The sequence below is a fragment of the Pseudomonas sp. 3296 genome, from assembly GCF_031456615.1.
In the GTDB taxonomy this organism is placed as follows: Bacteria; Pseudomonadota; Gammaproteobacteria; order Pseudomonadales; family Pseudomonadaceae; genus Aquipseudomonas; species Aquipseudomonas mucoides.
Genome location: NZ_JAVDUY010000013.1, coordinates 1 through 23204 on the forward strand (window position 1 = coordinate 1; position 23204 = coordinate 23204).

A 23204-nucleotide genomic window follows, 5' to 3' on the forward strand; every position below is an offset into this window, starting at 1 on the left:
AACTGGATTCGCCCCCATCAATTCAACGGTGGGCTGGCGCCAGCTCGGGCCGAAGAAAAACTTAACGTCGTGTCCGGGATTAGTTGACCACTACATGTCGGCAAGTTTAAGGTCGTCGATGCTCTTGAGCAGTTTGCCTACGTCACCGTCATGTTCCAGCATACCGTCGGCATACTCGTTGCCTGGCATGCCGCTTTGGCCTTTCATCGAGTCGCGAACATGGGTGAAAGCATGCATGCGTGTGGTGTTCATCCAGACGAAGAAGGGTTTGTCAGCCTTGGCTTGTTTCTCTATGAAGCCGATGGCGGCCTGGGTGGTCTCGTCATCAATGGTTTCCATGCGTTTGCTGGTCAGAGCACCAGTATCTTCAATCTTGCCATCGGCGAAACTGTGGATCACCCCACGCGGTGAGGCCGCCTTGACGAAGGCTGCATTGTCTTTCGGCCAGTAGGGGCGCTCTGGCTCCTCCTCGGCGTTGAGGTGGTAGAGGTTACCGAAGAACTCGTCGAAGCCATGATTGGTGGGAAGGTATTCATCCTTGTCCCCCAAGTGGTTTTTTCCAAACTGACCCGTTGCATACCCGCGGGCCTTAAGCGCCTGAGCGATTGTCACATCCCTTGCCTGCAAACCAACCGGTACCCCTGGCATTCCCACCTTAGAGAGACCTGTGCGTAGGGGAGACTGCCCCGTGATGAATGTCGAGCGTCCGGCCGTGCAACTGTTCTCCGCGTAGTAATCGGTGAACTTCATTCCTTCCTTGGCAATTCGGTCGATGTTCGGGGTTTCATAACCCACTACGCCGTCAGCGTAGGCGCTGATGTTGGTCTGACCGATGTCATCGCCGAAGATCACCAGAATGTTAGGTTTATCGGCTGCTATGGCGGTTCCAGATAACGTAATGAGTGAGGTCGCCACAATAGCGAATTTGGGTAACCACTTGCGTATGCGAGTCATCTGACTTGCTCCTATGCCGGTGGGTCGCAGGGTGCGACTACTGTTTGGTGAGTTCCTAACTCCGACTCAGTATTGCCGCTCTTGACTACGCCCAATGGCACCATTCGGCAACTCTATTGACGATAGCCTAGCCATAATTTTTACTGAGCTTTAACGCCTGCCAACAAGGGAAATATGCGACCGACGGTCTTTTGTAATCTGAGCGGCGTTGGGAGTTATGAGGCGGCTGCTTGGCATTGAAAATGCGTGCTATGGCATTTGTAATTTGAGATTGACTGCCCGCTTTCGGCCGATTCTGTTGAAAAAGTCGGCCATGGCTTGCGCATCAGAAAAGTACGCATCCGAGATTGAAATCTTTACTTTTGGCAGAGTCTTCCAGACTCGGATTTCACGTAGCTGCGTGCAAAAACGACGTTTTCACCAGTCAATGATCAGGCAGTTTGGGCAGAGCGACTTTTCAACAGAATCGGCCGGTTGCTGCCTGCCACTAATTCTGTGCATACGGGTTAAATCAGATGCAAACAGTGTGAGCGGTGATGCATACCAAAATCAGCCCAGCATCAAGAACCGTGTATCCCTAGTTGTATCCAAAGAAAAAGCGAATAAAACAAAACACAGTGTTTACGGGGTAAATCCACTCCAGTTCAAACGTCCCCGGCCCACCAAATACGAAACAAGACAAAACCCGCCAAGTGCGGGTTTTGTTGCATCTGGGGCTTGGTATGGGCGGTTCAACACAATCAGGCTTATGCTGTCGTCCTACTCCCAAGGATGGCGCCATGAAATTCAAAACTCTGATTGTCGTGTTAACCCTTTCCCTGACGTCCGGCTGTGCGTACTACAACGACCGCACCACCGACACCAGCAAGAACGGACGGATTGCCTGTGATGCCGAGCCGGCCAATCAGCCGGGGTGTTATACGAAGCAGTCGACGGACTGGAATTGGGGTGGGTTGAAGTTTGGGGTTGGGGCTTCGAACTAGACTCTGAACCGCGAGGTCTTCGCCACCTCGCGGACCCCTTGCAGGAGTGAACCTGCTCGCGATTTGTTGGATGAAAAAAAGGCACTGAGCGACGTCATCGCCAGTGCCGTGGTCAGCCGGTGCAGGCCCGGCAAGACACAGATCAGCAGCGACAGCGTAAACCCGTATCGGAAAAAGCTCGGGCCGAGGTACATACGGAACAGCGTCAGCATCGTGTTCAACACCGCGAACAGCGCGAACAAAAAAACAGCACCGCCGTCAGCCCCAGGACCTTCAAGCCGCCACTCACGCATCAAGAGGACGGTGCCTACTGTACTGAGGCTGTTCGAGCGTACGCCACCACCGGGTTGCGGGCTTTATCCTTCTGCTGGTTGATCTTGCACCCACTGCCAGAATAATTGGTAGCCCACCGCCAGCACGACCGGCCCGATGAACAGCCCGAGGATGCCGCTGGTGACCATGCCGCCCAAAGCGCCAATCAACACGACCGGCATCGGCACATCCACTCCGCGTCCCAGCAACAGCGGTTTGAGGACGTTGTCCACCAAGCCGGCAATGAACACAAAGACGGCGAAGATAATGGTGCTCGTGTTGGGCCCTTCGGTGGCCATGACATAGGCGATCACCGGAAGCGTAATCAACGTGGCCGGTAACTGCATGATGCCCAGCAGCAATACGCCGATGGCCAGCAGACCGGCGCCAGGGATACCTTTGAGCACGAAGCCCAGGCCCACCAGCAACATCTGGATGAAGGCAATACCGACCACGCCGAGCGCAACCGCGCGGATGGTTGCGGTGCACAACTCGGCGATTCTCGGCCCTTTTTCAGCGCCGCTGACCCGCGACGCAATATCGACCGCACAGCGGCTGCCGGCCTTACCATGCGCCATGAAAACACCGGCGATGATCAAGGCAACTATGAACATCAGCAAACCTGCCCCGACGCCGGCAATTTTGGTCAACAAGCCCAAACTCACGCCTTTGATCTGCGGCAAGTACTTCGCCACCAGGACGGGAAGATCGGTTGAAGCCTGTGCCCATAATGCCGAGACAGATTTACCCACCAGTGGCCAGGTGGCGACCGTATCGGGCGGTGGCGGGATATGGAAGCCCCCCTGTTTCACCAGGTCGATAACCTGTCCGACCGACGAAGCAATCGAGGTGCCCAACAGATAGACCGGCACCACCAGAATCGCGATGGCAATCAGTACAATCGCCGTTGCCGCCCGCCCCTCACTGCGTCCCAGCGCCCCCATGAGTCGCAGTTGTAACGGGTAGAGGGTGATCGCGAGGATAACCGACCACAGCATCAGGTCGCGAAACGGTCGGAAAATCTCGAAACAGAACAGCGCCAGAACAACAATCAACCCGGCACGAATCAAGACATCGAGCATGGTGCGGGTCAACGATTTTGCGGACAGCGGTACGGGCATCATAGATGCTTCCTTGGTGATAGCAGCATAGGTAGAGAACCGTTAGCCCGGCATAGACTACGTCCATTCAACGGTGCAACGGCATCCTCCTCCCACCTGTCACAATGTTGTGAAATAGAAAAATAACCGAGTGTGTAACTAGTTCTGTGTAATCGGTCGTTCTGCGCTATGCGTCGGCCTTACTCATCGGATTTGGCCGCCTGCGCGGTGACTTCAATGGCCCGAATACTGATCGCCGCAAAGATCGCCGTCATCAGAATGCCGTGAAAACCGAGCACAATGGCGAGGACACGCGAGGTCGCCAGTTTGGGTACTAGGTCGCCATAACCGATGGTCAAGCCAGTGACAAAGGCAAAGTAGATACCGTCAAATGGACTCCATTCTTCCAGGTGACTGATGATCAGGCCGAGCACTACGACCATCATCAGTAGGAGGGAAAAAATCGGCCAGACGACACGAAAATAAAACCATACAGTTTTGTAGAATTCGCGGCGGACGTTCCTCGCATAAGAAATATGCATGCAATGGGTTCCTGGGATTTAGCCATTAGGAATACGTGACGTACTCACCCCCAATAGCGTGACACAAGCGCCAGACTTAGGAACTAGTCGATATGTGCACGAAAGTGTTTTCGATGGCTGATTAAAAATCACTGACGCAGTTCAAGAGATCGTAGAAACCTACTCAACAAGTGAAGTAAAGAGTAAGGAAAGTAAGCGCGCTTGCGCATGAATATCCGCCGAAAACTCAACAGCGACAAACCGGCGGTGCTGGTCAAATACGCGATCGATCACGGAATCATTTTGCAGCAAGAAAAAAAACGCTGACCACTCGATAACGCCCTCGGACGTGTAAGCTCCCGCGATCTTTTTTTGGCTGGACAAAGCGCAATGCCTCCAGGTTTCCCCCTAAAGTTGCAGCCAGGCCCTCTCATTCTGCTGGGGGCGCTGGCCCTGAGCGGCTGCATTCAGTTGGGGCCGAACTTCCAGCCTCCGGGCGAAGAATGGATCAAACATTGGGACACCCCGGCCCTCGAACAATCCAGTCAACGCGGGCCCAGTCCGGATCTGCGACAGTGGTGGCATGTCTTCAACGACCCGGTGCTCGATCAACTGATTGCGCAAGCGGATGCCTACAACTCCAGCCTTAAAATTGCCGGTTTGCGCGTTATGGAGTCCCGCGCCAAGCTGGGCATTACGCAAGCAGGGCTGTACCCGCAACTGCAGCAAGTCAGCGCTGACAGTTTGTACATTGACCGCCACCAAAATGGTGGCAACAATCCGCAGGACAGCAATTTTCGGCAACACAGCGGCGGGTTTGAGATCGGCTGGGAGCTCGACTTCTGGGGGCGTTTCAGTCGCGCCATCGAGTCGGCCGATGCGACTTATTTTTCCGCCCAGGCCAACTATGAAGACGTCCTGGTCTTGCTGCGCGCCCAAGTGGCGGACACTTATTATTTGCTGCGCACCACAGACTCCCGTTTGCGCGTCGCCCGTGAAAACGCCAAACAGCAAAAGCGCAATTTCGAGATCACCGAAAAACTGTTCAAAAGCGGCCAGGATGCCGAGCTCGATCTGCAACAGGCCAAAACCCAATACTTGGGCACGTTGGCCAGTATTCCCAACCTCCAGGATCAGTTGCAACGCACGCGTAACGCCCTGGCTGTGCTGATCGGGCAACCGCCGGGCGGGCTGCCGCAAGTGATCGAGAATGACAGCCTGGTGCCGCTGGTCGATCGCGCCGTACTGCAAGACGTGCCCGCCAGTCTGCTGTTGCGTCGGCCTGACGTGCGCGCCGCCGAACTCAATGTCGCCGCCCAAGGGGCGCTGATCGGCGTGGCCGAAACCGACTTCTATCCATCGCTGACACTGCTCGGCAGCATTGTCTGGTCGGCGGACTCTCTCCATGGCACCTCCAGCAACCTGGACCTGATCGGTGGTCCCAGTCTGCGCTGGAATGTGTTCGATTACGGGCAGATCACCAACAACGTGCGCGTGCAGGACGCGCGGTTGCAGCAGTTGATCGAAGCCTACCGCGACAAGGTTCGCCAGGCGGCGCGCGAGGCCGATGATGCGGCCAACGGCCTGATCCAGTCACTGGAAAGCGAGCGCATCCTGCGTGAAGCCGGAGGTGCCGCCAAGCGCTCGTTGACACTGGCCAGCGTGCAATTTCGCGAAGGCTACTCCGACTTCCAGCGGGTGCTCGACGCGCAACGGGCGCTGCTCGAACAGCAGGACAATTACCTGATTGCACGGGGCAATGCGGTGAGCAATGTCATCGCTCTGTACAAGGCCTTGGGCGGTGGTTGGTCCACCCCTCAGCCGTATGTGGATTCGGCCACCCGCCAAGTGATGGAAGAACGCATCGACTGGGGCAACATGCTGGACGATCCCGCTGCCGCACTGCCCGTTTACCCGCTACCCGCCAAGGAAAAATAGCCATGAGTGAAGCCTCGCAATCCACCCCCGACGCCACCGAACCGGTAGCAGCCGACCCGGTGAAAAAAGGCATCAAATGGGTATTGCTGCTGATCATCCTGAGCCTGCTCTGGTACCTGTTGGCCGACCGTTTCACGCCCTATACGCAACAGGCCCGGGTCGGTGCATTCGTCATTCCGGTGGCGTCGGAAGTCGCGGGCAAGATGATCCGGGTGAATGTACACAACAATCAGACCGTCAAGGCCGGCGAGGTGCTCTTCGAGGTCGATCCGGCGCCCTATCAGATTGCCGTTGATCGCGCCCGCGCCGACCTTGAGACTGCACGCCGGCAATTAGGGGCCAGCACCGCAGGAGTTGTCTCGGCGCAAGCAACATTGCGCGTCGCCCAGGCCAATGAAACCAAGGCCCGCCAGGAGAATCGGCGACTGGAAGGGTTGTACCGTGAAGACCCCGGGACCATCTCCATGCGCGTGCTCGAAATGTCACGCACCACCCGCGATGCGGCCGTCAGTCAAACCGCCGCCGCCCGCGCCGAGGTAGAACGGGCTAAAGAAACGGAAGGTGGCGGTGAAGATGTCAACGCAACGTTGCGCAGTGCCGCCACGGCCCTGTCAAAAGCCGAACTGGATCTGACCAACACGCAAACCCGAGCCCGCTCCGCAGGGCTGATCACTGACCTGCGCACCGATCTCGGGCAATTCGCCGCCGCTGGCAGCCCGGTCATGACCCTGATCACCCTTCAGGACATCTGGATCACGGCCGACATGACCGAGAACAACCTCGGCCTGGTGCGTCCCGACACGCCGGTGTCCATCGTCCTCGATGCGGTGCCAGGCGAAGTCTTTGAGGGCCACGTACGCAGTGTTGGTTATGGCATCAGCGTTGGGCAGCAGGCCCCGCCCGGCACTTTACCTGTCATACAGAATAGCCGGGACTGGCTGCGACCGGCTCAACGCTTCCCGGTGATCATCGAGTTTTCCGAACAGTCCATGAGCACTCTGCGTAGCAGCGGTAACATTCGTGCCGGTGGGCAGGCGGAAGTCATGGCCTTCCCCTCGGAAGGCCATCTGCTCAATCCGCTTGGCCGGGCCTATTTAGCCCTGATGAGTTGGCTGTCTTATGCCTACTAGACGTTCCCCGCGGGAGCAGCGTGCCTTACGGCTGGGCAGTGGAACGGCGTTGTGCCTGGCCATTAGTTTCGGCCTGGCATTGCCGATTCCGTTTCTCGCGCCCGTGTTGTGCTTGATACTCCTGGCCTCGGTCAATCGCCCGCTACCATTCAAGGCCGCGATCGTGCTCGCCCTGGTGGCGATGCTAACCACCGGCATCGGCCTGCTCTTGATCCCGATCCTGCGTTACTACCCGTTGACCGGCGTGCTGCTGGTCACGGTCAGCCTGTTCCTGGTCTTTCGCTGGGGTCTCAGTGGCGGCAATAACCTGATCGTGACCTTGCTGGTGATGGGGCTGACGATGATCTCTTCGGCGGGTGTCGCCGAGTTCGACCTGGCGGCGATGGTCATTGGTGCGCTGGTCAAGGGGCTGTTATTGGCGGTGATGGTGATTGCGCTCAGTCATTGGCTGTTCCCCGAGCCGGCCGATGCGCCGACGCCGCCCGCTGCTCCACCGCCAGTGGGCGAAGTAGCCAGTCGGACTGCGTTGCGTGCAACCTTGATCGTCTTGCCGACGTTCTTGCTGGCCATGATCGACCCGGCGAGCTATCTGCCGATCATCCTGAAGGCGGTCGGCCTGGGTCAACAATGCAACACGACCAGCGCGCGCAATGCCGGGCGTGAGCTGCTCGGCGCGACCTTGCTCGGCGGTTTGCTGGCCATCCTGTTCTGGTGTGCATTGAGCCTGTTTGTGCACCTTTGGATGTTCTTCCTGTGGATGCTGCTGTTCGGCCTGGTCCTGGCGCGCAAGCTGTATGCCCTGAGCCCGAGCCGCTATGGCTCGGGGTTATGGCTCAACACCTTTATCACCTTGATCATCCTGCTGGGCCAGTCCGTGCAGGACAGCGCCTTGGGCAAAGACGTCTACACCGCCTTCGCCGTACGCATGGGACTGTTCATCGCGGTTACGCTGTATGCCTGCCTGATGGTCCGGTTGCTGGACCGGCAACCACAAGCGCAGACTCAGTGCGCCACCTGATACCCCTTGCCTTGCAGGCAGCCGGTATAGGACGTCGGGGTGGTGGCAGCACTGGTTTTTCTCACTCGTCCTTTTTGAATGAACGATGGCTATCGCGAGCAGGCTCACGCCTACAAAGGCAAATCCGGTGTGAGGCGGGGATCTACACCACTTTCAGATCAACCGAAACATGCCCGCGCGTCATCCGTGAATACGGGCACATCTGATGCGCAGCCTCGGCCAGCTCACGCTTCACCCCATCCTCCAGCCCGGGAATGTTGACGTTCAACCTGACCGCCAACTGAAAATCCCCACCACTGGTTTTACCCAGATCCACTTCGGCATCCACCGACGTGTCTTCCGGCAATTTGATTTTCATCTTGCCCGCCGCCACCTGGATCGCGCCGATAAAACACGCCGAATAACCGAGCGCAAACAGTTGCTCCGGGTTGGTGCCGGGTTTTCCCGAGCCGGGGGAGCTGAAGGTGACGTCGAGTTCGCCATCGCTGGACTTGCCGGTGCCGGTGCGGCCGCCGACGGTGTGGGTTTTTGCGGTGTACAGAACGGTTTCCAGTGCAGTACTCATGGCCATGACTCCTGAAGGAAAGTGACAGAGTAGGCAAGCCTAGCAGCGCAGTGTCCACGCACTGGTGACGTTGGTCGGATGAAAAAAAGGCACTGAGCGATGGTCGCCAGTGCCTTTTTTGTGCCTGAAAAACTGTTAGCGCGACAGCATGAACGTGTCGTACTCCAGATCTTCCAGCGCCGTGGTCAGCCGGTGTAAACCCAGCAATACACAGATCAGCAGCGACAGCGTAAACCCGTATCCGAAGAAGCTTGGCCCGAGGTACATGCTGAACAGCGTCAGCATCGCGTTCAACACCGCGAACAGCACGCACAGTTCCAGCACCACGGTGCGTTTGTCCAGATAGAAGAACACGTTGAGCAACGCCATGAACACCACCTGAATGCTCACGCCGATCAGGTCGATGTAGAACAGCGGCAGGTAGTAACTGGAGATGCCCAGCCAGTCGAGCAAGCGCGGCGCGAACAGGAACAACAGCACCGCCGTCAGCCCCTGGACCTTGCAGATTTCCAGCAAGCCCTGGCGGATCGACAAGGTCATTTCGGTTTTCAGCTGACCGATGTGCTGCAAGGTTTCGCCTTCGCGAATCGCCCGGAACAGACGGTCGTACCACTCGGCAAAATCGGTTTCGATGCGCACCAGAAACACCGCCATGCCGGGGATGATCGCCAGGTACGCGAGGAAGATCGGCAAGTCATAAAGGATCGAAGCACGCAGCGGGCCGACGATTGCGTTGGAGGTCCCGGGGTTGAACCAGAACATGAATTTGTCGATCCAGATGCCCAGGTTGTAGAAGAAACCGGTGGCCAGCAGGCTGAGGAAAACGTTGCGCCGTGCGAGGAAATCGAAGGCGATCAGTTTCTCGGCCCGGTACTCGCGCAGGATGTCGTAGAGGAACAGGAACAGCAGCGTGCTGTGCCCGATCAACAGCGCCAGCAACAGGCCCGGCATCTGCAGAAAGCTCAGCAGGTAAGCACTCGCGACCATCAACGTGTAACCCACCAGCATCACCAGCAAGATGCGGTTATAGGCTTTCATCCCCGAGAGGAAGATGATCACCAGCCACAAGTTGCACAGCACCACGAAGTTGGCCAACACCAGTACGCGGTAGATCAGCGGCTGGTCGAACAACAAGCCCAGTACGACGATGCCGAGCAGCCCGGCGCCCAGGGTGACCAGCAACAACACGCCCAACAGGTTGGGCAGGATCTGATCGTACTTGTGCTCGAACAACCGGTCGGACACGAAGCGAGTGAAGAACAGTTGCAGGCCGCCCGTGAGGATCAGCGAGGTGGCCATCAGGTACGTCACCGTCACCAGAAACTGCCCGACCAACGCGTTCGGCAGCAGCAAGCCAATACTGATGATCCCCACCAGCATCACGCTGATGATCGACAACACCCATGGCCCGGAGCTGATCAGCCCCGCGTAGACGTAGGCGTGCAACGTCGCGGTGTAGGAATCACGCGAAAGGATTTTTCGCAGTTCGAAGCCAATGCCGGCCATTTAACTGTTCTCCATGGCAGCTTGATACAAGTCGCGATAACGCTGCAGCATCAAGGCTTCGGTGTAGTAACGAGTGACCCGCAACAAGCCGCTGGCTTGAGCGGCCTGCCAGCGTTGCGGGCTGCGCAGCAGTTCGAGGATCGCCGCGCTGGTGGCTTGCGGGTCGGCAATCGCCACCACTTTGCCGGCGTGCCCGAGGTCACGGTCTTCGGCGCTGCCACCTTCAATCAGTTCGCGGCAAGAGCCGACGTCACTGCTGACCACCGGCGTACCGGCAGCCCAGGCTTCGAGAATCACCAGCGGTTGTGCTTCGCTGATCGAGGTCAGCACCATCAGGCCGAGCTTCGGCAAGATCTCCTGAATGCGCTGGAAGCCGAGGAAATGCACCTTGCCCTCCAGGCCCAGGCTGGCCATCAGGCTGCGGCATTCGCTGACGTATTCCGGGTCTTCCTCTTCCGGGCCGACGATCCAGCCCTCGGCGTGTGGCATGGCGCTGATCACGCCGCGCATGGCCCGCAGAAAGGTTTTGACGTCCTTGATCGGCACCACACGGCCGATCAGGCCGACGACCGGCGCAATGCCGTGGGCACGGGACTCCAGCGCGGCGGTCCACACCGGCAGGTCGATACCGTTCGGAATCACCTGGGTGCGGGACGCCATGGCGCCGTCCTTGATCTGCCGCTGACGGTTGCCGTCGTACAGCGCGATGATGTTGTCAGCGCTGTTGTAGGTCAGCTGGCCGATGCGTTCAAAGAAGCGTACCCACAACGTGCGGATATAACCCGAGCAGGCATCGAGGCTGCGGTTCAGCGCCTGGCCCGAACTTTCGGCAATCCAGCTGGCCTGGGCCAGGTCGATCTTGCGTTCCTTGGTGTAGATGCCGTGCTCGCTGAGCAAATAGGTGCAGTTCCAGCGTTGCTTGAGAATGCACCCGAGAAAACCCGCGTAGCCGGTGGAAATCGAATGCAGCACCCGCGCTTTCGGCATCCGTCGCGCGGCTTCAGCGAGCATCAGCAACGGCGACTGCATCGAGCGCAGGGTCCAGAAATAATTGACGAAAGACGGGTCAGCGCAATGCTGACGGTAGCCTTCGCTGAGGGTTTCCCAACTGGCGCGGCTGCGCAGTACGTCGTCGAGGGTCATGAGGCCCTGGGCGATGCAGTCGAGCAGGCGTTCGCCCATGTCGAGGTCAGGCGCATCCGGGTGATGCAGGAAGCGATACAAATCCTGCAACTGCTGTTCGTCTGCCTCACGCGGATCGCCCAGCGCCTTGGTCGGATGCGTGGCATCTTCGAGAAACACTTCCTCGATGTGCAGCACGTTGGCCGGCACTTCGTAACGTCGCGCCGAATAGGCCTGACGCTGGCCGCCGATGAACATCACCGAGAAGGTCAGTTCCGGCAGGCCGAGGATCATCTGGTGAATCCAGCTGGACACGCCGCCGCGCACGTAAGGCCAGGTGCCTTCGAGCAGCAGGCAGATGTCGGCAACGGGTGCCTGTTCCTTGTGACTCATGTCCAGCTCCTGACCAATGCAGCGAACGGTGGTCGCTGACGGGTTTCCTCGGGAAGCCGCGCGAGCAGTCCGGGAATTTCGTGATAACGACCGGCCTCGAACGCCAGTTCTGCGTGGAACGGCAGCACCTGCGCTGCGCCCATGCCGTTCTCCTGGGCCTGACGGAGCAGCACTTCAGCGCGCTCGATGTCGCCACGTTCCAGTGCAATGCGCCCGGCCAGCAAAAACAGCTCACCGCCCTCGCCTGCTTCCAGGCCGAGCTCGGCATGTTCGCTGGCTTGGTTGAGTACGTGATCCAGCACACTGCCTTGCGCCAGCCCCAGATACGCCAGCTCCCAATACCAGCGCGCCAAGCGGCCGTGCAGCGCACCCGCTGCTTTGGCGTTGGCGTCGGGCAGTTCGCCGAGGGCGATCTGGATGTGCAGGTTGATATCGCTTTCCTGCTTGTCGAGCATCGAGTACGCCAACAGCCGCACATCGTCGCTCGGGTCGGCCAGCGCCAACTTGAGGATCGGCACGGCTTCTTTGCCGGGCATGCGTCGTGTGGCCAGCAACGCGGCCAGACGCTGGTCCGGATCGGGCGCATGACGCAACACGTCCTGCAAACCGCCATCGGCAAATACCGGTTTGTGCAATTGCAGTTGCGCCCGATACGGCAGCTTCGGAATGCCTACCGCTTGCCATGCCTGCTTGTCGCGTTTGCGCGGCAGGTACAGCGCCGGGAAAATCGCCGCGACCACGCCGACCGCCCCGAGCACCGGCACAAAGAACGCCAGGCTGAAGATGAACAGCGGGCTCCACGGCAGCGGCGAACGGTAACGCGCCGGCAACAGCAACCACACCGCCGCGCACAACATCACGCAGGCCAGGCCATGGCTCAGGGTGAACACCAGCAATTGTTGTAATTCAGGCGCCGTGAGCCACAAGCTGGCCCAACTGCCCGCCTCTAACAACAAGGCTCCGCTAAACAGCCACTTGCTGATCATTCAAGCCACACTCGTTGAACAGGAAATTACGCAGCCCGTTGCGTTCACAGCCAGGCTCCAGGTTGAACGGCAGCACACGCACGCCAAGGCTTTCCAGACTGCTTTCGATACCAAAGTGCTCGTGCAGCAACAGGTTGATTCGGGCCAGATACCCTTCGCTGCCTTGCGGACTGGTCAACGGCAGCAGCACCAGCAATAACGAATGATCGCGGTCGTTGCGCAGCGACAATTGCAGATCGAGACCGCGCTGGCTGCGCTCAAACAAACGCGCCAGCTCATCGTTGGGACGGGTCATTTCGAAGGCAAACAGGCCGGCCGCCAGCTTGTGCTGCTCAACATCCACCAGCGAGCGCTTGAGTTGCAGCGTGAAGTGTTGCGCATCGGCGTCGGCCAGTTGCAGCACTTGCGGATCGCGGCGCAGCAGGTCGGCGATGTGTCCGGCGAGCAAGGCCAACAGGCTCAACGTACGATCCTGAAACGCGAAGAACGGCATCTGCCGCACCGCCAGAATCGCCAGCAAGCGACCTTCGGCATCGATCAGCGGAATGCACGCCTGCAACGACGAGAACTGCGCCGAGCTGCCGGCATCGATCAATTCCTGACGCACGCTGACCAGCTCGCCACGCTCAAGGCACAGCTTGACCAGACCGTCTTCGGTGCCCAACGGCCCCATGATGCCGATGGTCGCCAAGGCTTCGGGCAAGACGTTTTCTTCTCGCTCGTCGACGCGGTACAAACCGGCCACGCGCAACGCGCCGTACTGACCGAGCATGCTCACAATCGGGTCGGCCAGCGCGGCCAGCGCATCACCTTCTTCCGGCATCACGCGCAGTTTGTCGCGCAAGCCCAGCAAAGAGCTGCGCAAACTCTGATCGCTGCCCGCCACGCGCTGCTCCAGCAGGTCGTGGGAGACCCGCAGAATCTGGTGCGCGCGGGTGAACTCGTCGAGACGGTACTGGCGGTAATCGTTGGCCATCTGCAGACGCTGCAAGCGCCGCTCCCACAGATCGCGAACCTCGCCCACCAGCATGCCGCTGACCAGCACGCCGACGATGAACGACGGATCCAGCTGCTCGTAGCCTTCATGCCCGACATAGCGCAGCGCGAACATCGCCATCACCAGCAGACTGGCGCTGACCAGGCCGCGCACAAAACCGTAGCGCACACCGAGCAGCAATGGCGCCAACACCGGCCAGGGAAAACCGGCGTGCATTTGCAGCGGGTCCTGCGGGGTCAACCACAAACCGAGGCCGATGGCCCCGCCGGTCACCAACAGCGTTTCCAGCCAGGACACCGGGCCGCTGGCACGCGGCGCGAGGCTGTAATCCATGTGAGGAGAATTCATTGCATTCACTCGAACCGAAGGGCGCCAACAAGTGTGTCGAGCACCGTTTGCGCGGTGCCGGCGAGGCTTTCACGGGACCAACCGGCGCGCGCACCGCTTTTACTCCAGAGCACACGACCGCTGCTGGCTTCGAGCACGCGCAGGCTGATGCCCACCGCCGGTTCGCCGTCCAGACCGTTCTTGTACTGCCACTCCTCAACGCTGCCGGAGACCACGTAATCGAGCTTCTGATCACGGGCCCAATCGAGGGCGCCGGCCAGGCGTTCGTTGTCGTCCATCAGCGCTTGTTCGCCCTGGGTGCTGGCCGGGTAAACCCGTGGTTGCAGACCGTGGCTGCTGAGCACGCTGAGCAGAATTTGCTCACTGCGCTCGCCGGCCTGCGGGGTCTGCGAATAGTTGACCATCGGCACCACGCCCCACTTCGCATTACGCGGCAGATTGGGACTGGTGTCGCCGGTGAAACTGGCGCAACCGGCGACGAACAGGACTGCCAGAGCCAGGCTCAGATTACGAATTGCTTGCATCAGTTTTTCTCCCGTAAACATTTCATGATCAGCGTCCGAATCGCACGCCGTAGCTCACACCCAGTGTTCCGCCCGCCTGACCATCCCCGCCTTGTGGCGCGGATTGGTAGCCGAAGGTCAGGGCCAATTCGTCATCGCCCAGCACTTCGACGCCGATCCCGGTGTTGATGCCGTAGTTGAAGGTTTGATCCAGCCATTGCCAGCCCGCCGTGACGTCCACCAGCCAGGTGTATTGCGCACGAGTGCGCACCAGCGCGCCCGGCAAACCGCGACGCCAGGAGCTGCCGACATACAGTTGGCCGTAACGGCTTTGCAGCAGATCTTCGGCCGTGACGACCGCTGGATCGTCCGAGTTATCAACGCTTTTCACCGGGCCGCCGTTGGCGCTGGACAGGTAATCCAGGGTGCGGTCCTTGACGTTGTTGTGCTGATAATCGACACCGCTGCGCACGGTCCAGTTAGGCCCGGCAAATTCCAGCGTGTGGTTGTATTCCATCTTCAGCGCCTGGCCGTTGCCCAGGGCATCGCCCGCGCGGGTGGAGAAGGATTTCTGCGCCACCTCCCAGCTGATCTGGTCCCGCGCCGACAAGCCGTGACGACCGCCGAGCCACAGGCTGTCGTGCTGGCCGAAAGCACGCATCAAGCCGCTGTCTTCACTCTTGCGATTCCAGTCCAGGCCCGCTTCGATCTGGTCACTGACGTCCAATTGCCAGATCCGCGACAGGCCCAGGCCATTGCGGTCGTCGTCCTTGCGCTGACTGGTGTCGGCGAACAGCTTGTAGCTGCCGTCCTCGACGAAACGCTGCAAGGTCAGGCCGGCGTTATTCTCGTCGCCCATGCGCGATTCAATCAGTTGATCGCTGTTGTAAGTGCCCTGCTCCAGCTGAACATCGGCGTACCACTGGTCGCCCAGGTTGTGTGCCACTTCAAGGCGCGGGCCGTTGAATTCCAGGCCGCCGAAATCCTGTTGATGCCAGGACACCTGCGCGCCTTGCGGCGTCAATTCCTGAAGCTCCACGGCTTGGCGACGCAGTTGCTCACGCACCGCGGCCGGTTGATCGTCGCCCAGCGCAGACTCGCTAAGGTCGAGGGCTTCGGCGTATCGGCCAAGACGACTCAGCGCCTGCGCACGTTGCGCCGGGTTCAGGTCGTTGCTGGCCAACAGGGTTTCGACCTGCTGCTTGTTGCGGCTGCGCAAGGCTTGCTGAATCTCTTCATAACGCTCGACCTTCAAGCCCTGGCTGCGCGCCCAATCCAGCCACTGGTCTTTCTGCGATTCCTGATTCGTCGCGTCGAGACGCGCCAGCAACCGTTCGAACCACAGTTGCAACATGGCCGGCGAACCGTCCTTCCACTGCGCGACTTCATTCGCCGCTTTGCCCGGCGAATAGCTGCTGGCCATGAGGCGCAACCAGATCGCGTAACGCTGGGACGACGGTTTGATCTCTTCACCCTCGGGGCTGCGCAGCAACTTCAGGCGCAGACGTTGGGCCGCATCACGATAACCGGCGCTTTCGAGGGCATCGGCATACGCCGCACGCACCAGCCAATCCTGCGGACTGGTCTTGAGGTACAGGCGATACCAGGCCAAGGCTTCGCTTTCACGACCGAGCAACTGGCTGGCACTGGCGAACGGCAGCCACAGAATCCGGTCTTGCCGCGCTTGCGGGCGCCATTCAGTCAGCAACGGTTTCAGCGCGGTGGTGTTGCCCTGATCGATGTAGAGCCACATCAGGCGTTCGCGGAACAGGTTGTCATCCGGGAAACGCGACAGTCCCAACTGATACAAGCGCTGTGCTTCCTCGGTTTGTCCCTGCTGCACCGCCAAAGCACCGCGAATCGCCAATACCTGCGCCTGCTCGCTGGCCTCCGGGTATTGCTCGGCACTCTTGAGCAGGGCAGCGACTTGCGGCCAGTCCTGCAAGTCTTGCGCTTGCTGCAAGGCCTCGACCAGACGCAGCGGATCATGCACGCGCTGCCAACTGCCGACCATCATGGTCAGGGCGCGTTTCGGATCGCTGGTGCGGTACATCGTGATCAGCTGACTTTCGTCGCCACTGTTAAGCGAACCCCGCAGCGCGAGGAGTCTTTCCAGAGACGCTTGCAGCTCGTCGTCAAGCTCCAGATCCCAGGCCAGCGACGAACGCAGACTCCAATATTCCTCATCATTTATCTTGCGGTTGTCGATCTGCACCACGCCCCACGCCGACTGATTATCAAACAGCTTCAGATAGGTGTTGGCCCAATCGATGCGCTCGGTGGTGGTCAGCGCAAAACGTTTCGAGTAGCTCTTGTAAGTCTCGGCCTTGTGCGCGTACTGCCCGGTGTTTTCCAGGTTCTGCACCAGACGCGTCCACGCCAGGCGATGGGTCGGGTACTTGTTCAGGTAAGCGCGCAACCAGGCTTCGGCTTCGGTCGGCGTGCCGCGTGATTCGTGGCCGTAGATCAGCGCATCAAGTTCGACGTCAGTCAGCGCACGCTGCTGCATGATCTCGGCGAGCAAAGGAATCGCCTGATCGAAGTCGTACTGCTGGCTCGCCAGACGCCACGCGTGTTCGCGGGTTTGTGGGTCTTCGTGCAGTTTCAGCAAGCGAATCCAATAGGCCAGGGCTGCCTGACCGTCGCCACGCCATTCGCCCAGATGCGCCATTTGCTCGAGCAAGGCCAAGTCATCCGGGTGTTCGACCACGAGCTGCTCACCGCTTTCCCAGGCACCGGCCAGATCACCAAGCGCCAGGCGCATGCCGAATTCTTTCCTGAGGATTTGCGGGTTGTCCGGCTGCAAGACGCGCCACTGATCAAGGAATCGCTGCGCCAGATCGAAGCGCTGGCTGCCGACAGCAACATCGACGCCCTGCTCCAGCCACGCTGAATCAGCCGAGTCCTTGAGTTGATCCAGTTCATCGGCCAGCACCTGCGCGGCCTGCTCACCGTGACCGGCGGCCAACAGGCTGTTGAAGGCCAGTTGTGCGTATTCACGACGCTCGGGGCCTGTACTGTCCTTTTTCAGTTGCAGATAAATCTCGGCAGCGCGATCCGGTTTCTCGCCGGCCAGATACCACTGCGCGGCGGACTTGAGCGACTCAGTGCGCTGAGCCGGATCGCGCCCGGCGATTTCTTCGTAGACACTGGCGGCGAACGCCGGCGCCTGAAGCGTCAGCGCCAGCTTGGCCAGGTTCTGCAATTGCGGCACCGGCAGACTGCTGTGATCAAAACTTTGCAGGCGCTCGATCAACGCCTTCTGCGCAACCGGATCGTCAGCCTTCGCCGCTTCCAGTGCGTCCAGTTCCAACCGGTAATAGGCCTGCAATCCGAGTTGCGGTTTCGGCCAATTCTCGAGGTGCTGACGTGCCTTGGTGTAGTCGCCGAGGCGGATCAACAGGTCGACCAATTGCAGACGCAAATGATCGTCGTCCGGGTGCGCTGACAACAGCAGTTCGGCGTAATTGGCCGACACCGCATCCGGCTCGCGACCGTCGGGCTGGAACACTTCTTCGCGCTGGAACGTCAGCCAAAGAACACCGCCGACCGCCACTGCCACCACCGCCAATGTCCACGGATTGAGCAGGCGGCTGCTTTTAGTTGCAGAAGAGCTGACCATGACTCACCTGCTTCATTGGTAATTGAAAAATCCACAGGCCGGCGGATGCCTTGCCTGCAAAACGTTGTCCGTCCACTTCAACCCGGCATGTGCCCGAGGCGCGCACGGAGAAGGTCAGGTCGACCTGCCCGGCAAACGAAAAGTCCACCTGGCGCTCATCCACGTAACGCCAGTCCACCAGCGGCAGATTGGCGTCCTCCAGTGCCGGTCTTTCATCCCGATCGGGACGCAACACCAGCAATGCATGGTCGCTGCCGAGGGCCACATAACGACCCTGCGGCAAGTCGCGAACACCGGCAACGCCTTGCGAGCGCATCAGGTCCGGCCAACCCATTTGCGGGTCGAGCCGCACGGTACGCAATGCGTCGAGTCCACGAATTTGCCAGGCGCCGTCAGCGGTGCGCGCCATGCTCACTTGATACAAACCGTGCAAACGATCGAGGTAATCGCTCATCCACAGCGACATCGGCTGCTGCGTTTTCATGTAGCCGTAGATCTCGCCCATGGCCTTGATCGAGGCCTGCTTGGTGCTTGAGTAGAAGTGGTAATACAGGTGCAGGCCGCGCATACGTCGCGGGCTGTCGGTGAGTTCGAAGGTGTCGATCACATCGCGAAAGCCGTAGTACGGGCCTTTCCACAGGTTGGTGTAGAGGTTCTCGTTGATGATCGGCGCGTAGTACTGCAAACCGCCTTCGGTCGGACGCAGCAACGGGTTCAAACCGGTCAGCGACGGGTTGGCCTTGGTCATCATCGTCTCGGCGCCGTTGACGTTTTTCAGGCCGGCGTCATAGGCCAGTTTGATGGTGGCGGCCGAGGGCAACGCATCGCCCGGCCAGAACACCATCTTCACCGGTTTTTCCGGGGTGGTGAGGTGCTGGTTGATGTAGTCGCGCGAGCCAAATATCTCGCGGCGGAAATCGATTTTGTCGTAGCCCGGAATCGCCATTTTCAAGCCGTATTCCGGGTGGAAATTTTCGCGCTGCTTGGCCAGTTCAGGCTGCAGGAAAAACGGATGGCTGAAGGTGTGCGTGGCGACTTCGACTTTCGGGTCGGCGAACAGCTCACGGGCAATCGGCTCCAGCTCGCGGGCGAGAAACGGGAACATCCCGCGTGGCGAAATTTCACCTTCGATCACCGACACCGAGGTCAGAAACGGATTGGGACGGATGAAGTCGTCGAGCACCTGCTTGCCGGCATACGGCGTACCACGCACTTCGGCGCGCGACGGGAAACCATCGCCGTCGATGTGTACGGTGGCGATACGTCGACCATTTTCAGTGGTGGTGTCCGGGCGCGGTTGTACCGGCAGGCGCAGGCTCGCTTGAAGGAACGCGAACGGGTCGAGAATCCAGCGGCTGCGCTCGTTGTTCGCTTCGAGAATGTACGGCGCGAGGGCGAGGCCGCCCCAGTCGGCGACGGCCACCGGCGCAAAGGTCTGGCCGTCTGCGGCGGTCAGCAGCAACGCGGCTTTCGGGCCTTTGGGCAGCAGGGAAATCGCGGTCAGGTCACGGGATCGGGGCTGCACCGGTGCTTCGAACGCTCCGATCAGCGCCTTGTCCTGATAGGTGATGCTCAATGCTTGCGTGGCGATGGGCGCTTCCCGAGTCAAGCCCAGACGCTTGAGCAGCAGCGTGTCTTGAATCGGCAAACCGGAAAAGAACACCACCGGGACTTGCTCGTCCAGGCGCTTGCCAATCCAGCTGTTGAACGCCGGGGCGTCCTGCGGCGGGCCGCTGGTCATCCAGGTGATGACGCCGGCGTACAAACCGCTAAAGCGGTACTGTGGCAAGGTGTTGTCCACCGGCAGGTAATCCACGCGGTAGCCGAGGTATTCGAGCAAACCGCCGAGCAAGGTATGCCCGGCGTTGCGGATCAGGTCGCCTTCACGCGGGTCGAACAGCAGCGCGACCCGGCGCGGTTGCACTTCGATGTTGCTGATGCCCATCGAGTCCAGTTCAGGGGTGCCGATGTAAGGAATGAAACCCTCTTCGCGCAGACGCGCGGCCAGCTTGCGCGCCTCGTCGCGACGCTCCGGCGGCAAGTAGTCGATGGCCACCAACGGGATGCCTTTGGCGCGCAAGGGTTGGATCTGGGTTTCCAGCCACGCACGGTCGGCCTCAGGCACCGGGCGATAACGCTTGGCGGTCGCATCCCAACCGGCATGGATCGACTCGACCGCCACCGCGGCGGCCACACCGTCAAGCTCGGGCAGGACTTCAAAGCCACGGTTGAAAAACAGCTTCAGTGTCGGCTGACGCTGGTGCAATTCGCGCAGGAAACTGGCAAGCGCCAAACGTTGAGCTTCTCGCTCAGCCTCGGGTTGCAACTGGAAACTGTCGAGGGTGTCGAGGAACAGCCCGGCATAGCCTTCGGCCTGCAACGTCTTGGCGCGGCCAAACAAATGTTCACGCCACGCCGGCGCTGCCAGGTTCATCACCTGACTGTCCCAGGCGCCGTTGCGCACCGGGCTGACTGCGCCGGCAAGGTGGGCTTTTTCGATGTCAGCCTTGTTGCCAGCGAACTCGCCAATCGACAGGTAAGCGAATGGATGGCTGCCCAACTTGCGCAGGGTCTTCACATCGCCCTGGGTCATATGCCCGGGCTCGACCACCGACCAGTCGAACTGTGCGAGCTCCGGGATCGGCGGCTGATCGGCGTACCAGAACGTCACACTAGAGGGCTGTGGCAACGCGGCAGCCTGGGCAGCCGGGCCACTCACGATAAGCGCGATGGCAGCCAACAGCCGTTTGGCGGCCGAGCGGACACGCGTCCTGCGAAAAACGATTTCCATAACGCACTCTTGAGTGTGACTGAGTCGATGCTGATTGAACGTCGTGCCGAGTGACCGGCCGCGTTACAGACTGCGGATTAGCTGCGCTAAACCCTTGCCGATGGTGGTCGGCTCAGGGAGTTTGAAACGCTCGAGCAGGCGGGCGTTGTTGGCACGCGAGTGGCGAATGTCGCCTTGTCGTGGTGCGTGATGAATCACCTTCAACGGGGTGCCGACAACAGTCCCCAACTCAGCGATCAGGTCGTTGAGGCTGGTGGAACGGCTGAGCCCTACGTTGACCGCACCGGGTTTCGGTTCGTTCACTTCCAGTGCCTGCACGAGAATGCTCACCAGGTCTTGAACGTAAACGAAGTCGCGGGTCTGCCCGCCATCGCCGAAGATCGCCACCGACTGCTCGGCCATGGCCAGTTTGGTGAAAATACTGATCACGCCGGAGTACGGCGAAGACGGATCCTGGCGCGGCCCGAAGATATTGAAGAAGCGGAAGATCATCGGTTCCAGGCCGTGTTCGCGGCGATAGAAATCCAGGTAGTACTCACCAGCCAGTTTGTCGGCGGCGTACGGGGTGAGCGGGGATTTCGGCGTGTCTTCGTGAATCGCCGTGCCTTCACCGTTGTTGCCGTAAATGGCCGCGCTGGACGCATACACCACACGCTTGATTCCGGCTTTCGACATGCTTTCGCAGACGTTCAGGGTGCTGACGAAGTTGCTTTGATGAGTGGCGACCGGATCGTCTACCGAAGCCTGCACCGAGGCGACCGCCGCCAGGTGAACGACAGCGCTGCAATCGCGCATGGCCTGTTCAACGACAACAGCATCCGCCGCATCACCGATGACCAGGTTCAGATTGGCATTGTCCATTGGCAGATTAGCCACTTTGCCGGTCGACAAATTGTCCAGCACGCGAACCTTGTAGCCCTTGCCAAGCAACGCTTCAACCAGGTGCGACCCAATAAAACCCGCCCCGCCGGTGACCAGTATTCGCTCGACAAACATGTACTTTCTCCCTGAATAGTTGAGCGGATACGAGTGGTTAGGTCCGCCGCTTTTATGGCGCAAGGCCACCAAAACGCGGCCGATAATGGGAGTTCAGGAGGGCACTGTCAATAGTTTGTCTAAATTAACGCCAGGCGAAAATACAGTCATTTATTTGACGGCATTTATTAGATTCAAAGTGTCATGTTATTGCCACGTTTGCCCGACAGACTCGTCTAAACCGGGCCTCTGCCACCCGTCACACACTCACATCAAATCGACGCTGAAACTGCTTCAATAGTTCAATACTTATCGACACAAGCCACTGGACGATGACGGCGGAATCGAGGTGGATCGCGGCGATATCCAGACCGGGCTTTCTGGGCAGATCCAATCGGTTTTCGGCCGGATTGATTCACTGATCTATCCTTTCGCTTCAGCACTTCGCGGAAACTAATCATGAATCGCTGGATTACCGTCGGTCTGTTTTCAATCATCGCTACTTTTGCGCAGGCTGCCTCCGAGGTCGAACCGCGTGTCGAGCAGGTTCCTTTTGATAAAGGCAGCGACAGCGCCAGGTTCGACCAATCCATCAAAGGCCCACTCACCGCGCAATACCGCGTCAGCGCAAAAGCAGGCCAGATACTGACCGTCGACCTCAAACCCTCCAACGCACCGGCGTACTTCAACATCGCTACCAAAGGCCAGGACACCGCGCTGTTCAACGGTTCGATCATGGGTAACCACTTCATGGGCCCGTTGCCTGTTGATGGGGTGTACACGGTCCAGGTGTACCTGATGCGCAATGCGGCGCGGCGCAACGAAGTGGCTAATTACAACCTCTCATTGAACCTCAGCCCGGCGACGGACAGCGCCCAGCCGTTTGATCAGACACTCGAGCTGCAAGGCATACGCTTTCAGGTGAAGGGCGAATGGGTCGACGGGAATCCCGTGGTGCGCATCTCGCCGCAAGGGCTGGAAATCGACAACTCGGCTATCACTCGACCACTGACAGGCAACATTGCCCGCGCAGAAGTCGCCGATCTGGATAAGGATGGTTCGCCGGAGATTTACGTGTTCGCCAGAGCACCTGGGCGCGGGATGCCGGGGGAGTTGGTGGCGTTTGCGGCTAACCACAAGAAGTCGCTGAGCGAGATTTACCTTCCGCCGATTGGTGAAAACGCGAAAGTGGCCGAGGGGTATCAGGGGGAAGATGAGTTTGCGGTGGTGGAGAATGTGCTGGTGCGGCGGTTTCCGGTTTATGACAGTGCGGAGGCTGGGGCGGGGAGGACGGGGAAGATGCGGCAGGTTGAGTACAGGTTGGTGGCTGGGGAGGCTGGGTGGGTTTTGAAGGGGGGTGAGGGGACTGAGTTTTGAGAATCCACGCACGCATAGCATTCAAAATGTTTGCACGCATCTTTTCACATGGATAGTTGAGTA

16 protein-coding genes and 2 pseudogenes are annotated in these 23204 nt (G+C 59.5%); 5 read left to right on the forward strand and 13 right to left on the reverse strand.

Features of this window, described 5'->3' with window-relative positions; all coding sequences use genetic code 11:
* Positions 1-96 precede the first annotated feature (96 nt).
* Positions 97-954: pseudogene (locus tag J2X66_RS28400) on the reverse strand (sulfatase-like hydrolase/transferase); the annotation flags it as partial.
* A gap of 779 nt (positions 955-1733) precedes the next feature.
* Here J2X66_RS28400 and J2X66_RS28405 point away from each other — a divergent pair.
* Positions 1734-1937 carry a hypothetical protein gene (locus tag J2X66_RS28405; RefSeq protein ID WP_310271495.1) on the forward strand — a complete coding sequence of 68 codons (204 nt, stop codon included), beginning with the start codon at positions 1734-1736 and terminating at the stop codon, positions 1935-1937.
* Positions 1938-2038: 101 nt separating this feature from the next.
* On the opposite strand, the pseudogene J2X66_RS28410 reads toward J2X66_RS28405, so the two are convergent.
* The 3 genes and pseudogenes from J2X66_RS28410 to J2X66_RS28420 all read right to left on the reverse strand — a co-directional run.
* Positions 2039-2179, reverse strand: a pseudogene (locus tag J2X66_RS28410) (histidine kinase); the annotation flags it as partial.
* A 114-nt stretch (positions 2180-2293) separates the two neighbouring features.
* Positions 2294-3373, reverse strand: coding sequence for an AI-2E family transporter (locus J2X66_RS28415; protein ID WP_310271497.1), 1080 nt, complete (start codon positions 3371-3373; stop codon positions 2294-2296).
* A 176-nt stretch (positions 3374-3549) separates the two neighbouring features.
* Entirely contained in the window at positions 3550-3891 is a 342-nt protein-coding gene (locus J2X66_RS28420; protein WP_310271500.1) for a potassium channel family protein, read from the reverse strand.
* Positions 3892-4260: 369 nt separating this feature from the next.
* Between J2X66_RS28420 and J2X66_RS28425 the strand changes: the two genes are divergently transcribed.
* Genes J2X66_RS28425 through J2X66_RS28435 form a run of 3 tightly spaced genes read left to right on the forward strand, consistent with a single transcriptional unit; the run spans position 4261 to position 7956 of the window.
* Positions 4261-5808, forward strand: coding sequence for a TolC family protein (locus J2X66_RS28425; RefSeq protein WP_310271505.1), 1548 nt, complete (start codon positions 4261-4263; stop codon positions 5806-5808).
* Between the two features lie 2 nt (positions 5809-5810).
* Positions 5811-6938, forward strand: a complete 1128-nt coding sequence (locus J2X66_RS28430; protein ID WP_310271508.1) for an HlyD family secretion protein — start codon at positions 5811-5813, stop codon at positions 6936-6938.
* The gene (locus tag J2X66_RS28435) at positions 6928-7956 is read left to right on the forward strand and encodes a DUF2955 domain-containing protein (protein ID WP_310271510.1); all 1029 of its coding nucleotides are present in this window, start codon (positions 6928-6930) and stop codon (positions 7954-7956) included. Before J2X66_RS28430 ends, J2X66_RS28435 begins: the two co-directional genes overlap by 11 nt.
* 142 nt (positions 7957-8098) lie before the next feature.
* Here the strand turns inward: J2X66_RS28435 and J2X66_RS28440 are convergent, their stop codons facing one another.
* The 9 genes from J2X66_RS28440 to J2X66_RS28480 form a co-directional block, all read right to left on the reverse strand.
* Positions 8099-8521, reverse strand: coding sequence for an organic hydroperoxide resistance protein (locus tag J2X66_RS28440; RefSeq protein WP_123435171.1), 423 nt, complete (start codon positions 8519-8521; stop codon positions 8099-8101).
* 135 nt (positions 8522-8656) lie between these two features.
* A complete protein-coding gene (gene pelG, locus J2X66_RS28445) occupies positions 8657-10027 on the reverse strand; it encodes an exopolysaccharide Pel transporter PelG (protein ID WP_310271513.1) in 1371 nt (456 codons plus the stop codon).
* Complete coding sequence (pelF, locus tag J2X66_RS28450; protein WP_310271516.1) at positions 10028-11542, reverse strand: GT4 family glycosyltransferase PelF; 1515 nt, start codon at positions 11540-11542, stop codon at positions 10028-10030.
* A complete protein-coding gene (locus J2X66_RS28455; RefSeq protein ID WP_123435168.1) occupies positions 11539-12528 on the reverse strand; it encodes a HEAT repeat domain-containing protein in 990 nt (329 codons plus the stop codon). The genes pelF and J2X66_RS28455 overlap by 4 nt, the downstream gene beginning before the upstream one ends.
* The gene (locus tag J2X66_RS28460) at positions 12506-13873 is read right to left on the reverse strand and encodes a PelD GGDEF domain-containing protein (protein ID WP_310271521.1); all 1368 of its coding nucleotides are present in this window, start codon (positions 13871-13873) and stop codon (positions 12506-12508) included. Before J2X66_RS28460 ends, J2X66_RS28455 begins: the two co-directional genes overlap by 23 nt.
* A gap of 5 nt (positions 13874-13878) precedes the next feature.
* Positions 13879-14397 carry a penicillin-binding protein activator LpoB gene (locus J2X66_RS28465; RefSeq protein ID WP_123435166.1) on the reverse strand — a complete coding sequence of 173 codons (519 nt, stop codon included), beginning with the start codon at positions 14395-14397 and terminating at the stop codon, positions 13879-13881.
* Positions 14398-14425: 28 nt separating this feature from the next.
* Entirely contained in the window at positions 14426-17998 is a 3573-nt protein-coding gene (locus J2X66_RS28470) for a tetratricopeptide repeat protein (RefSeq protein WP_310271524.1), read from the reverse strand.
* The gene (locus tag J2X66_RS28475; protein ID WP_310271526.1) at positions 17976-20789 is read right to left on the reverse strand and encodes a bifunctional glycoside hydrolase 114/ polysaccharide deacetylase family protein; all 2814 of its coding nucleotides are present in this window, start codon (positions 20787-20789) and stop codon (positions 17976-17978) included. Before J2X66_RS28475 ends, J2X66_RS28470 begins: the two co-directional genes overlap by 23 nt.
* Positions 20790-20852: 63 nt before the next feature.
* Positions 20853-21785 carry an NAD-dependent epimerase/dehydratase family protein gene (locus J2X66_RS28480; RefSeq protein ID WP_310271529.1) on the reverse strand — a complete coding sequence of 311 codons (933 nt, stop codon included), beginning with the start codon at positions 21783-21785 and terminating at the stop codon, positions 20853-20855.
* A 438-nt stretch (positions 21786-22223) separates the two neighbouring features.
* On the opposite strand from J2X66_RS28480, the gene J2X66_RS28485 reads away from it, so the two are divergent.
* The gene (locus J2X66_RS28485; RefSeq protein ID WP_310271532.1) at positions 22224-23141 is read left to right on the forward strand and encodes a hypothetical protein; all 918 of its coding nucleotides are present in this window, start codon (positions 22224-22226) and stop codon (positions 23139-23141) included.
* The last annotated feature ends 63 nt before the right edge of the window (positions 23142-23204 follow it).

What these genes read in the sequence shown, in the direction of transcription:
- J2X66_RS28405 (WP_310271495.1), top strand. Translation starts at nt 1,734, where the DNA reads ATGAAATTCAAAACTCTGATTGTCGTGTTAACCCTTTCCCTGACGTCC.
- J2X66_RS28415 (WP_310271497.1), bottom strand. Translation starts at nt 3,373, where the DNA reads ATGATGCCCGTACCGCTGTCCGCAAAATCGTTGACCCGCACCATGCTC.
- J2X66_RS28420 (WP_310271500.1), bottom strand. Translation starts at nt 3,891, where the DNA reads ATGCATATTTCTTATGCGAGGAACGTCCGCCGCGAATTCTACAAAACT.
- J2X66_RS28425 (WP_310271505.1), top strand. Translation starts at nt 4,261, where the DNA reads ATGCCTCCAGGTTTCCCCCTAAAGTTGCAGCCAGGCCCTCTCATTCTG.
- J2X66_RS28430 (WP_310271508.1), top strand. Translation starts at nt 5,811, where the DNA reads ATGAGTGAAGCCTCGCAATCCACCCCCGACGCCACCGAACCGGTAGCA.
- J2X66_RS28435 (WP_310271510.1), top strand. Translation starts at nt 6,928, where the DNA reads ATGCCTACTAGACGTTCCCCGCGGGAGCAGCGTGCCTTACGGCTGGGC.
- J2X66_RS28440 (WP_123435171.1), bottom strand. Translation starts at nt 8,521, where the DNA reads ATGAGTACTGCACTGGAAACCGTTCTGTACACCGCAAAAACCCACACC.
- pelG (WP_310271513.1), bottom strand. Translation starts at nt 10,027, where the DNA reads ATGGCCGGCATTGGCTTCGAACTGCGAAAAATCCTTTCGCGTGATTCC.
- pelF (WP_310271516.1), bottom strand. Translation starts at nt 11,542, where the DNA reads ATGAGTCACAAGGAACAGGCACCCGTTGCCGACATCTGCCTGCTGCTC.
- J2X66_RS28455 (WP_123435168.1), bottom strand. Translation starts at nt 12,528, where the DNA reads ATGATCAGCAAGTGGCTGTTTAGCGGAGCCTTGTTGTTAGAGGCGGGC.
- J2X66_RS28460 (WP_310271521.1), bottom strand. Translation starts at nt 13,873, where the DNA reads ATGAATTCTCCTCACATGGATTACAGCCTCGCGCCGCGTGCCAGCGGC.
- J2X66_RS28465 (WP_123435166.1), bottom strand. Translation starts at nt 14,397, where the DNA reads ATGCAAGCAATTCGTAATCTGAGCCTGGCTCTGGCAGTCCTGTTCGTC.
- J2X66_RS28470 (WP_310271524.1), bottom strand. Translation starts at nt 17,998, where the DNA reads ATGGTCAGCTCTTCTGCAACTAAAAGCAGCCGCCTGCTCAATCCGTGG.
- J2X66_RS28475 (WP_310271526.1), bottom strand. Translation starts at nt 20,789, where the DNA reads ATGGAAATCGTTTTTCGCAGGACGCGTGTCCGCTCGGCCGCCAAACGG.
- J2X66_RS28480 (WP_310271529.1), bottom strand. Translation starts at nt 21,785, where the DNA reads ATGTTTGTCGAGCGAATACTGGTCACCGGCGGGGCGGGTTTTATTGGG.
- J2X66_RS28485 (WP_310271532.1), top strand. Translation starts at nt 22,224, where the DNA reads ATGAATCGCTGGATTACCGTCGGTCTGTTTTCAATCATCGCTACTTTT.